The following is a 12,000-nucleotide window of genomic DNA, read 5'->3' as shown; positions in this document are numbered from 1 at the left end:
TGGTTTAGTTTGGGAGAGTGTTTTTTATAAATAAAACTTTAGAAAGTGAATGATGCTAAATGGAGCTATTCGGAGTTAGTATAATATCCATTTATCTCGCTGTATTAGTGATTTCAGCGGTGCTCATTTTGTTCTCCATCTTTTTTTCCGATATTATTCATGCAGATATCGGCATCCTTAATCCTACATTATTGCTTTCCTTTTTGACGATTTTGTCAGCATGCGGATATTTATTAGAACGCTATAGCGATATGAACAGTCTGTTAATTCTTGGACTGTCGGCGATAGCGGCCTTAATTGCGGCAAGTTGCTTCCACTTTTTTGTATTAATTCCATTATCTTCTGCAGAGGAGTCGCTCGTGTACAATGAAGAGTCTTTAAAGGGAAGAATCGGAAAAGTAATAACTGCAGTTCCAAAGGATGGTTTCGGGGAAATAATGATTGAAAGCACAAGCGGACATATTTCAAAGACAGCGGCCAGTTTTTACAATGAAGTTATCGAAAATGGAACAGAAACAATTGTGGTGGAGGTGAGAGACCGGATTTGCTATGTCGTCCCGTATGACGGCTGAAATGATTTACTTACAACATAAGGGAAAGAAGGAGGAACAATGATGGGAATTGCTCTAGAAATTTGGATTATTATCGGAATTGTACTTATTTTGTTTATTGCGTTAGTAGGTATTTTTATCGCTAAATATAAAACAGCAGGGCCTGATGAAGCACTTATCGTTACAGGCAGCTATCTAGGTTCGAAAAATGTTCATGTAGATGAATCAGGAAATAAAATTAAGATTATTCGCGGCGGCGGTACATTTATTTTGCCTGTGTTTCAGCAGTCAGAGCCGCTAAGCTTGCTGTCAAGTAAGCTAGATGTATCCACACCAGAAGTTTATACAGAACAAGGTGTTCCTGTTATGGCTGATGGTACGGCTATTATAAAAATTGGCGGATCAATTGGCGAAATTGCAACTGCAGCCGAGCAGTTCCTTGGAAAATCAAAAGGAGATCGGGAAAATGAAGCAAGAGAAGTGCTGGAAGGTCATCTTCGCTCGATTTTAGGGAGTATGACAGTCGAAGAAATCTATAAAAACAGAGATAAATTCTCTCAAGAAGTGCAGCGGGTTGCGTCACAAGATTTGGCAAAGATGGGCTTAATGATTGTTTCCTTTACAATAAAGGATGTAAGAGATAAGAACGGCTATTTAGATTCTCTTGGTAAGCCTAGAATTGCCCAAGTGAAAAGAGATGCAGACATCGCTACAGCTGAGGCAGACAAAGAAACAAGAATTAAAAGAGCAGAAGCAGATAAGGATGCGAAAAAGGCAGAATTGGAGCGGGCTACTGAAATAGCAGAAGCGGAAAAGGAAAATCAGATGAAAATGGCTGATTTCAGAAGAGACCAGGATATAGCGAAAGCTCGTGCTGACCAGGCATATGATTTGGAAACTGCACGTTCTAAACAAGATGTAACAGAGCAAGAAATGCAAATTCGCATCATTGAAAGACAAAAGCAGATTGAACTGGAAGAAAAAGAGATACTAAGAAGAGAAAAGCAATATGATTCGGAAGTGAAAAAGAAAGCCGATGCAGACCGTTACGCAGTGGAGCAGTCAGCAGAAGCAAATAAACGCAGACAGATGGCAGAAGCCGATGCCAATCAATACAGAATTGAGTCACAAGCGAAGGCAGAAGCCGAAAAAGTTCGTGTCGATGGATTGGCTAAAGCGGAAGCTGAGAAAGCAAAAGGGGAAACAGAAGCAGAAATCATCCGCTTGAAAGGTTTAGCAGAGGCAGAGGCGAAGCGGAAGATTGCGGAAGCATATGATATGTATGGCCAGGCAGCTATGTTAGATATGGTGTTGGAGATGCTTCCTGAGTATGCGAAACAAGTGGCAAGCCCGCTTGGCAACATCGATAAAATTACAGTTGTCGATACAGGCGGAAACGGCAGCTCTGGTGCAAACAAAGTATCAGCATATGCGACTGATTTAATGGCAACCATGCAAGAATCTTTAAAAGCATCTGCTGGGATTGATGTGAAGGAGCTTCTGGATAATCTTTCAGGTAAGAGAGTCGACGCGCTCCCTTCAGAAGTAAAGGAATAAGATGAAAAGGGTATCCTGATTCGAGGATACCCTTTCGTCTGTAAACAAACTTTAAAGAGGAACTGTATTCATTCTATAAATAATCGAAATGGATGGGGACTACAGAAAAAACTGCTCGCTTTGAATGCATCATATCATTTAAATGTCCTGCAAATCTTTAAAGCAATATTTATTCTTAATTCCTTTTTTTCTTAGCAAACTAAAAGGGCATCCTATTTTTTAGGATACCCTTTTGATGGATTATTCTGCTTTCAAGTCTTCAATAGAATCAATATCCATATAACTTGGAACTACAAAACCAAGCTTTGTGCCTTCTAGGTTTGCACCTAGATCTTCAAACTTGCCTTTATACTTAGTAGCATAATCTTCATGTGTTATTGGCAGCCAGCCTGCAACATGTGCATCAAGGCTTCCATCTGCCACTCCAGTCCACATTGGACCTGCTTCAACTTGGCTTAATGTAACGTCATAACCTAGGTCAGTCAAAACTTTGCCGATAACATTTGTACTGGCAATTTCACTGTCCCAAGCAACATAGCCAAGCTTAATTTTATCGCCATTTACTTTTGAAACGCCCTTCGTCCATTCACTTACAACATCGGCATTATCTTTCACCCATGCAGCAGCTGCATCTTCAGGTTGTGTTCCATCATAAATTTCCATCATAACTTCGCCCATTGCATCTGTATCCCAATGGAAGTTATCAAGCACTTGATATGCTTCTGGCATATCTTCTTTTAAACCGTTGCGAACAATTGTATGAATGTTTTCATCTTCGCCGAATGAACCTTTAGGATCATCTAAATATTTCAGATCATATGCATTAAACATCCAATGCGGAGTCCATCCTGTAATAATGATTGGCTCTTTTTTATCATAAGCTTTTTTTAATGTGGCAGTCATTGCCGCACTTGAACCTTCGACAATTTCCCAGTCAGACAAATCATAATCTTCCTTGGCTTTGTTTGCTGCCTTCATAATTCCTGCACCAGGGTCAATTCCGATAATTTCGTGATCTACCTGCTCTGCGATGGGAGCATTTTCGTCTGCTTTAGAACCGCAGGCAGCAAGAGCGAAGACTAATGCTGCTGTAAATACTAATGTTATTAATTTTTTCATGTGTTTAAATTCCCCCTCGTTTTTTTGTACCAAGATTTTGTGTAATTCTATCAAGAATGATTGCAACCACTACAATTGCCAAACCGGCTTCAAAGCCACGTCCGATTTGGATTTGAGTAACTGCTCGGTAAACGTCAGCACCTAACCCAGGAGCTCCGACCATTGCAGCGATTACTACCATGGATAGCGCAAGCATAATACTTTGGTTAATACCGGCCATTATTGTCGGCATGGCAAGGGGAAGCTGAACCTTCAATAGTTTTTGTGCTGTGGTGCTTCCGAAGGACTCGGTCGCTTCCGTAATATCAGCAGGTACTTGCTGAACACCAAGAATCGTTAATCGAATAGTAGGTGGCATGGAGAAGATAACAGATGCTACTACACCAGGAACGACTCCTATATTAAAGAAGAAAATAGCAGGAATTAAATATACAAATGCTGGCATTGTCTGCATAAAGTCTAGTACAGGAACAACTATTTGCTTCACAGTATTTTTTTGCGATGCCCAAATTCCAAGCGGCACCCCTATGATAATCGAAATAATGACAGCTGACAGCACAAGTGCTAATGTGTCAAGCATTGGATCCCAATACCCAAGATTATCAACTAGAAATAAACCAACTAAAGTAAATAATGCGATTTTCTTATTTGCTAATTTCCATGCAATCAATGTCATAAGAATAATAAAGATATAGGAAGGGATAAAAGCAAATACAGCTACCAATGAATCTACTACAACTTCAAGACCTTCGCTGATACCGTCGAATGCTACTGCGAATGTGGTAGTCAGCCAATCTACAAATGTGTCAATCCAATCTGCAACCGGAAGTTTTGGAAATAGATTTTCCATTAGTTAAGCACCTCCGTTTTTTGTGTTTCAATCATTTCTAATGAACTGTTAATATTTTCATTATTGCCGGCAAGTGCACCGATAACAGCACCTCTGACAAGCATGCCTTTCAAGCGATGTTCCCCGTCTGTTACTGCAACAGGTATACTTGCAGTTGAAACTTTATCGAAGAGGTCAACCAGCAATGTTTCACCGCTTACTGTTACTGTCTCTTCCAATATTTCATGCAGAGGTATGTTGCTTTCAACCGCTTTTTTAGCTGCATCTGCTGTTACAGCACCAAGCAGCACTCTTTTTTTATTGACTACATAAATGCTGGATATTCCGAGGTCTCTCATCATTTGGAGAGCAACACGAGGCCCTTTGTCTACGTTAACAGCTTCTGCACGTTTCATAACATGGTTTGCTGTTAATACTTTCGAAAGATCAACATCTTCGACAAAACGCTCGACATAGTCGTTAGAAGGATTCATTAAGATTTCCTCTGGTGTACCTACTTGGACAATGGTTCCGTCCTTCATTAAGGCGATACGGTCACCAATACGTAAAGCTTCATCTAAATCATGTGTAATAAAGATGATTGTTTTTTCCATATTTGATTGCAAATCAAGTAATTCATCCTGCATATCTTTACGGATTAACGGGTCAAGTGCACTAAAAGCTTCATCCATCAGCAATACGTCTGGATCATTTGCAAGTGCTCTCGCAAGACCAACCCTCTGCTGCATTCCGCCGCTGAGCTGATCTGGATATTGGTTTTCATAACCTTCTAAGCCGACTAGTTTAAGAGATTCTAAAGCACGCTGTTTTCTGGCAGCTTTATCGATCCCTTGTATTTCCAAGCCAAACTCTGTATTTTCCAGAATCGTGCGGTGCGGAAGAAGAGCGAACTTTTGGAATACCATGCTAATCTTTTCTCTTCTGACTTTACGTAGTTCTTCCTTAGACATTTTCACAATGTCCTTGCCATCAATGTAGATTTTCCCTAGTGTCGGATCAATAAGTCTGTTCAGCAAACGGACTAGTGTTGATTTACCGCTCCCTGATAATCCCATAATGACAAATATTTCGCCTGCTTTAATTTCAAAGCTTGCTTTGTTAACACCGACAGTTGAACCTGTCTTTTTTAATATTTCCCCTTTACTCTCACCCTTTTGGAGAAGGGAAATGGCTTTTTTGCTGTTTTTACCGAAGATTTTTGTAACATCTTCAATTTTCACTTTTACGTTGTTTTCCATTCTTTCACCTCGTTTTTTCGGGAACCGTCAAGCTGGCACTCCATAAGTATAGTATTAATTAACTTATTCTCGCAAAGCTTATATTCAGTCAAATTCATTCATTCTGTACGTACAGAAAAAACTGTACGTACTGTAATAGACGTTTCCTTACAATTCCTCTTAAATACTGCCGAATGCTATTGTGATTGTTTCTTTACAAATTTATTAATCATGATAATCTATAAAGGAATAATAATTAATTTGAACAAACGTAGATGCGAAAAAGTGGAGAGTTGCCACAAAGATACAAAGCATCAGTTTCTCCGTTTTTCTTCTATATAATGAATGATGAAATTGGATGTGAATATAGCAATGGAAGGTAAAGAACAACTGGAAAGGGCTCGAGAAAGAGTAATTGACGTAATTGCTCAAAATATGGACTTGTATGGCGTAACAGATTCAATCGGCAGACTATATGGAATGTTAATGTTTCAAGAGCAGCCAATGACACTGGATGAAATGAAAGAAGAGCTCGGCATGAGCAAAACGAGCATGAGTACATCTGTCAGAACTTTATTGGAATTGAAGATGGTCGATAAAGTATGGAAAAAAGGGGTAAGAAAGGACCTATACAAGGCAGAAAGTGATTGGTACCAAAACTTTGTTGATTTTTTTGCAATTAAGTGGAGAGCGGCTATTTCGGAAAATGAAACCGAAATGAAAAAATCACTGACTGAATTAAACAAGCTATTGGACCGGGAAGATGTCGACGAAGAAGTAAAAGAAATGGCGAAAAGCGACATCCAAAAACTCGAGTACGCTCTAAATTACTATGATTGGCTCGAAAGATTTGTAGACAGTCTGGAATCAAAGGAAATCTTTAAGCTTATACCTATGAAGGAAACAGAATAACAAACTAAAAGGCCTCTCTATAATTTAAGAGAGGCCTTTTTAGTTTTTTAGAAAAAATATTTCACTAAGAGAATGTTGATTGGAACGAATAGGTGAGACAGCAGCTGTGCTCCTTTTTGCAATGAGAAAGAGTGCGGGTGCCTGCTTGTACTAGTCAAAAACCTAAAAAATGTGCATTTGACTATCGCACATTCTGGGGGTTTTGAATAGGATATATGGAATTTAAAAAAGGAGGAGTTAATTATGGGTGAAGTAGGATACGGCGGAGGTTTCGCTCTATTAGTAGTTTTGTTCATCTTGTTGGTAATCATTGGCGCTTCTTGGGGCTACGGCGGACTTTACTAAGAGATAAAAATAATTAATTATAAGGAGGAACACTATATGTACGGATATGGTGGATGTGGTTATCCTAGCTACGGTTATTCATGCGGAGGACATGGTTACGGCGGAGGTTTCGCGTTAATCGTTGTTTTGTTTATTCTTTTGATTATTGTAGGTGCAGCTTGCTTTAAATGGTAAGTATATGGAGTAAGCCTGATTCCAGACGTGGAATCAGGCTTTTTCGATAAAAAAAATAAAAAAAACGATAAAAAATGTTTAGAGCCTAAAAATAACGGGTAAAGAATACTAAAAAAATTTTTTGAATTAGGGACGTGAGGGGACATGCAAAGAAGATGGGTTATTTACCGTTTGACAGCAGAGGAAAAATTCAATTAAAACATAGTTACATATCATGAATAAACAATTGTCACTTTTTACCATATATTACAATAGGTGTTGGAGTAGTATAATTATAGACATATAACATAGGGCATCAATTTATATCTTAAAAATACATATATTCTTTATAGAATCGGGGGAAATTATGACTGAAAACATCTCTACCCATTCATCGGAGCATACTGATAGGATGAATGACTATTATGTGGTCGGAATTGGGGCTTCGGCTGGCGGACTGGAAGCAATTGAACAGTTTTTTGCCAATATGCCTTCAAACACAGGTATGGTCTTTGTCATTGTACAGCACCTTTCATCCAAGTATAAGAGTTTTATGCCGGAGTTGCTCGCCAAAAAAACGAACATGAATATTTTACGGGCGGCAAAAGGAATGCAGTTGGTTCCTAATACGATCTATTTAAATCCTCCGAATCAGTTCTTAACAATTAAAGAAGGAGTTTTTGAGCTGGAGGAATATGAGAAAGACAAGCATTATAACTTTCCAATCGATACATTTTTCAGGTCGCTTGCCTATGAAAAGCAGCAGAAGGCAATAAGTATTGTTTTTTCAGGTAATGGAACAGATGGGACAGAAGGTATTCAGATCATAAAAGAGAATGGAGGAATTGTGTTTGTTCAGGAAAAAGATACAGCTAAATTCCATAACATGCCAAAAAGTGCAATCACTTCAGGTGTTGCTGATTATGTAGAAGCTCCTTCTGACATTCCTGTAATCATCCAGACAATTACAGATCCATCCAGCTTAAATTATAGTGAAGAGTCACTTAAGCATATCTTTAATATTTTGCTGAAAAAAACAGGTATTAACTTCTCCTATTATAAAAAAAGCAGTGTGCTGCGCAGAATCGAAAGAAGAATGAAGGTAATTAAAGATCCGCAGCATTCATTAGATGCGTACCGTGATTATTTGTTTAAGGTTCCAGAGGAGATTGATTTACTGCAAAAGGATCTTCTTATCGGTGTAACTCAATTTTTCAGAGATCCAGAAGCCTTTAAGGAAATCGAGAAGCTGATACCAGAGCTTGTAGAAAGAAAAATAAAAAATGGTGAAGAAGAAATCCGGGTGTGGACTGTAGGCTGTTCAACAGGACAAGAAGCGTATACAATGGCTATGCTTATTGATCAATATATCGAGACAATTGAAGATTCAATTGATTTTCGTATTTTTGCAACAGATGTTGATAAAGATTCTATAAAGACGGCTAGCCAAGGGATATATGATAGTGAACTGTTAAGCGAAATTCCGTCATACATAAAAGAAAAATACTTTGAGCCTGCCGGTGAAAAGTACCAAGTTAAGAAAACAATCAGAAAGAAAATTGTGTTTGCTCCCCATAATATTTCAAAAGACTCCCCTTTTGTAAATATTGACTTAATCAGCTGCCGCAATATGATGATTTACTTCCAGCCTGAATTGCAGCAAAGAATCTTGTCGCTTTTCCATTTTTCCCTGATTGAGGATGGAATACTGTTTTTAGGATCAAGTGAAACAGTTGGCAAGCTTTCTGGCTTTTTTGAGCCTATCCATTCTAAATGGAAAATCTATCGCAACAAGCAAAGTGATAAATGGGATTTAAAGGAGCCTGCAATTCATTCCAAAACGAAGGCGAAGGAAACCACAAATTCCGATGTGCATGTACCTACCACATTCTTTGATGCACTGCCAGGACGAAAGGTAGACTTGCTTTATCAAAAGCTTGTTAATGATTTTATTAATCCATGCATCATTTTAAATGAGCAGAATGAAGTGGTGCTCACCTCGAAAAAGGCGAATCGGTTTTTATCGGTTCCGATTGGTGAAACGAATTACAGTATTTTTAAAATGGTTCCAGCTCATCTGTCGGTCATTATTGGAACAGGTTTAAAAAAACTAAGAGAAAACGAATCAGAAGTAACGTATAAAAATGTGCTGTTAGTCATTGACAAGGAAGAAAAATATTTCGACTTAACGATTAAAAGATTTCTTGATAAAGATGCTCTTTCGATTCTTTTGTTTCATGAGGAAGAAGAAAGTAAAGGAATTATTTCCTCACCTATCTATTTTGACCATGACAGCACAATCAGTGAAAGGGTCATCGATTTAGAGCAGGAATTATTCTATACGCAACAGAATCTGCAGACAACAATAGAGGAGCTTGAAACGTCCAATGAAGAGCTGCAATCAACGAATGAAGAGCTGATTGCCTCTAATGAAGAGCTGCAATCGACCAATGAGGAGCTGCAATCTGTCAACGAAGAGCTTATAAATGTTAATAATGAATACGAGAATAAGATTGCCGAGTTAACCGATTTAACGAATGACTTGGATAATCTATTAATAAACACAAATATAGGAACGATCTTTTTAGATAAAGGTTTCAACATTAAATTATTTACACCAGAAGTGCAGAAAATCGTCAATGTGCTGGACATGGATATTGGCCGTCCGTTATTTCATATCTCCCATAATTTAGAGTACGGTTCCTTACTTGAGGACGCAAAGGAAGTATTGAAAACGACATCTAAAGTGGAAAGAGAAATTCGCAGCTATGACGGCAACTGGTATGGCATGAAGGCAATGCCTTACCGCACGAGCGATAATATTGTCGATGGTGTTGTTATTACTTTTACCGATATTACAGAAATTAAAACCTATAATCAAAAGCTGAGTCTGACTTCCAGCGTGATTGAACAGAGTCCGACAAGCATTATTATTACCGATAAAGCTGGTAGAATTGAATATACAAATGAGCGCTTTAAGCTTCAGACTAAGCAAGAACTCGATTGTATAGGCCTGCATATATTAGATGTGTACGAGCAATACTTAAATGCAGAGGGATTTCTAGCAGTTTGGGAAGCTATTAAAGTAGGCAATGATTGGGAAGGGAATATTACTTACCGTTTGGATGATGGTATTGAAAGATGGGAGAATGTCAGTTTTCATCCGATTAAAGATTCTTATGGAAATTTAGTTAATATTCTTCGCACATCTGAGGATATAACGGAAAATAAAAAATCAGAAGCCATGCTGAAAAAATCAGAAATGCTTTCTGCTGTCGGCCAGCTTGCCGCAGGTATTGCCCATGAAATTCGAAATCCATTAACTTCACTGAAAGGCTTCTTGCAGCTGATGATGCAGAGCAATACATATAACAAGGAATATACGGAAGTGATGTTCTCAGAATTCAATAGGCTGGAGTTGATTATCAGTGAATTCCTAGTATTGGCAAGACCGCAAGCTGTTGCATTTAAAGAGCAGCAAATAGAAGGAATTCTAGAAGATGTCAATGTATTGCTGAGTACTCAGGCAATCTTAAAAAATATCAGTCTTGCACTAGACTATGAACTGAATATGCCTCCTGTTTATTGTAATGAAAAAGAGTTGAAGCAGCTGTTTATCAACATGATTAAAAATGCAATGGAAGCAATGGATTCAGAAGGTGCAATCTCTATTTCTGCCCGAATGGAGACAGAAGGTCAGCTGCTTGTCAAAGTGTCAGACCAAGGGAAGGGAATACCGAAGGAGCAGCTAGAAAGAATGGGCGAGCCTTTCTATACAACAAAGGAAAAAGGGACTGGCTTAGGATTGATGATCAGTCAAAAAATCATTGATAACCATAAAGGCACACTGACTTTCCATAGTGAAGTAGGAGTAGGTACAACTGTTGAAATGAGATTTCCTGTCAAATGAAAAAAACCCTTAGTAAAGGGCTTTTTTCATTTCATCAACAAGAGACTTTATTTCATACAGCTCATCATAAATCATTTCCGAATATTCCCCTTTTCCATCTTCAATAATGAGCGGGGAAATAACACCGAGCAGGTCAACTATTGTGGAAGTTGACCTTTTAACTTTATCCAGCTTTTTCTTTGTATCGAGATTTTGAAGATGATCAAGACTTTCTTTATCCTGCTTTAAGACTGGAGGCATAATTTTTATATCCTGCCCAGCCTGCAGTTTGAGCAATGCTTCTCTTAGCTGGTTTAGCTCATAGGAAAGATTGATATATTGGCTGTCTATGAAATGACAAACGATATAATAATGTTTGTTAGCTGAATCATATGTATATTGAATCTGACATAGAGCCAAACCTTCACTTGTTTTCATATTCGCTTCCATTGATGTTTTTCCATGGCTGTCTGTAAGAAAGGCAATCGTTTTTTCGCGGCTTTCAAGATCAACGAGCTCCAGAAAACTATCAGCAGCAAAAAACCTCGCTTTGCTTGCATTAGATCTTGCTAATATGGAATAGCGGTCGTTTATTAGGAAGAATGGCATTGGCATCAAAGATAAATCTACCATCATAAAGAGTCACCTCTTGCAGAATGAATAAAGCTGCTTTCTTCATTGTAATCTTTAAGCCAGTATTTCAACTGTGATTGTTCTGATATAAAGATGGTTGCAGGACTTGCATATGGTCTTAAGTTATAATCATGAAGCAGTCTGCTTCCGACAATTATTGCAGGCTGTGGTGTTAGCTCTTCAAGCTGTTCAATATATGGGCGGAGAGTTGGAATTGAATAAGACATCGACAGGGACATGCCAATTACATCAGGCTTCCATTTCTGTGCCATATAAACAGCGTGTTCAAGCGGAAGGTTAGCACCGAGGTTTTTGACATCCCAGCCAGCTTCTTCGAAGGTCGAAGCTACCATTTTTAGCCCTAGCGTATGGTGTTCCCCTTCTAGGCAAAATAATAATGCCTTTTTTGCTAGTGCATCGTTCTTTTGGATATTCAGCATAAAATGAGAGAGTATGATTTCGCAAATACCTGTAGCTAAATGCTCATCTGCAACACTTATTTCGTTTTTTTGCCATAATTCTCCGATATAATTCATGGCAGGTGTAATTAATTCATCGTAAATAAAAGAAGTATTATAGCCTTGATAATCAAGTTCCTGAATAATTGCCATGCTTTTTTGTATATTGCCTTCAAGTAAAGCGCCAGCAAGCTCTTTAGCCGAAACGAAATGCGTCACTTTGTATTGTCACGTCCAATCTGGAATATTGTCTTCGTTATGAATGAAGTTTCGAAATTGTAGTAAATAAATTATACTATAAATACTGGATCAGTTA

Annotated in this window: 11 protein-coding genes; 6 read left to right on the top strand and 5 right to left on the bottom strand. The window is 38.3% G+C overall.

Going from position 1 to position 12,000, the window contains the following annotated elements; all coding sequences use genetic code 11:
* The first annotated feature begins 59 nt into the window (after positions 1 to 59).
* Positions 60 to 572, top strand: a complete 513-nt coding sequence (locus LXM54_RS08435) for a hypothetical protein (protein WP_233314678.1) — start codon at positions 60 to 62, stop codon at positions 570 to 572.
* 48 nt (positions 573 to 620) lie between these two features.
* Positions 621 to 2,108: a flotillin family protein gene (locus tag LXM54_RS08430; RefSeq protein ID WP_233314796.1), complete on the top strand. Its 1,488-nt coding sequence runs from the start codon at positions 621 to 623 to the stop codon at positions 2,106 to 2,108.
* A 240-nt stretch (positions 2,109 to 2,348) separates the two neighbouring features.
* Here LXM54_RS08430 and LXM54_RS08425 read toward each other — a convergent pair whose 3' ends face one another.
* Genes LXM54_RS08425 through LXM54_RS08415 form a run of 3 tightly spaced genes read right to left on the bottom strand, consistent with a single transcriptional unit; the run spans position 2,349 to position 5,315 of the window.
* A complete protein-coding gene (locus LXM54_RS08425) occupies positions 2,349 to 3,227 on the bottom strand; it encodes a glycine betaine ABC transporter substrate-binding protein (RefSeq protein WP_233314677.1) in 879 nt (292 codons plus the stop codon).
* A 4-nt stretch (positions 3,228 to 3,231) separates the two neighbouring features.
* A complete protein-coding gene (locus tag LXM54_RS08420; protein ID WP_233314676.1) occupies positions 3,232 to 4,077 on the bottom strand; it encodes an ABC transporter permease in 846 nt (281 codons plus the stop codon).
* Positions 4,077 to 5,315: a quaternary amine ABC transporter ATP-binding protein gene (locus LXM54_RS08415; protein ID WP_233314675.1), complete on the bottom strand. Its 1,239-nt coding sequence runs from the start codon at positions 5,313 to 5,315 to the stop codon at positions 4,077 to 4,079. Before LXM54_RS08415 ends, LXM54_RS08420 begins: the two co-directional genes overlap by 1 nt.
* A 351-nt stretch (positions 5,316 to 5,666) precedes the next feature.
* On the opposite strand from LXM54_RS08415, the gene LXM54_RS08410 reads away from it, so the two are divergent.
* From LXM54_RS08410 to LXM54_RS08395, 4 genes are all read left to right on the top strand, one after another.
* The gene (locus LXM54_RS08410; RefSeq protein ID WP_233314674.1) at positions 5,667 to 6,206 is read left to right on the top strand and encodes a GbsR/MarR family transcriptional regulator; all 540 of its coding nucleotides are present in this window, start codon (positions 5,667 to 5,669) and stop codon (positions 6,204 to 6,206) included.
* A 243-nt stretch (positions 6,207 to 6,449) separates the two neighbouring features.
* Positions 6,450 to 6,551, top strand: a complete 102-nt coding sequence (locus tag LXM54_RS08405; RefSeq protein ID WP_233314673.1) for a YjcZ family sporulation protein — start codon at positions 6,450 to 6,452, stop codon at positions 6,549 to 6,551.
* A 36-nt stretch (positions 6,552 to 6,587) separates the two neighbouring features.
* Entirely contained in the window at positions 6,588 to 6,725 is a 138-nt protein-coding gene (locus tag LXM54_RS08400; RefSeq protein WP_233314672.1) for a YjcZ family sporulation protein, read from the top strand.
* Between the two features lie 346 nt (positions 6,726 to 7,071).
* Positions 7,072 to 10,614: a CheR family methyltransferase gene (locus tag LXM54_RS08395; protein WP_233314671.1), complete on the top strand. Its 3,543-nt coding sequence runs from the start codon at positions 7,072 to 7,074 to the stop codon at positions 10,612 to 10,614.
* A gap of 9 nt (positions 10,615 to 10,623) precedes the next feature.
* Here the strand turns inward: LXM54_RS08395 and LXM54_RS08390 are convergent, their stop codons facing one another.
* Both LXM54_RS08390 and LXM54_RS08385 read right to left on the bottom strand, forming a co-directional pair.
* Entirely contained in the window at positions 10,624 to 11,229 is a 606-nt protein-coding gene (locus LXM54_RS08390) for a hypothetical protein (protein WP_233314670.1), read from the bottom strand.
* Positions 11,226 to 11,903, bottom strand: a complete 678-nt coding sequence (locus LXM54_RS08385) for a cobalamin B12-binding domain-containing protein (RefSeq protein WP_233314669.1) — start codon at positions 11,901 to 11,903, stop codon at positions 11,226 to 11,228. Before LXM54_RS08385 ends, LXM54_RS08390 begins: the two co-directional genes overlap by 4 nt.
* Positions 11,904 to 12,000 lie beyond the last annotated feature (97 nt).

It is taken from the genome of Bacillus sp. Au-Bac7, from assembly GCF_021341655.1.
Taxonomy (GTDB): Bacteria; Bacillota; Bacilli; order Bacillales; family Cytobacillaceae; genus Niallia.
The sequence above is the reverse complement of the archived record's forward strand: the minus strand, read 5'-3'. Positions and strand labels throughout refer to the sequence as shown.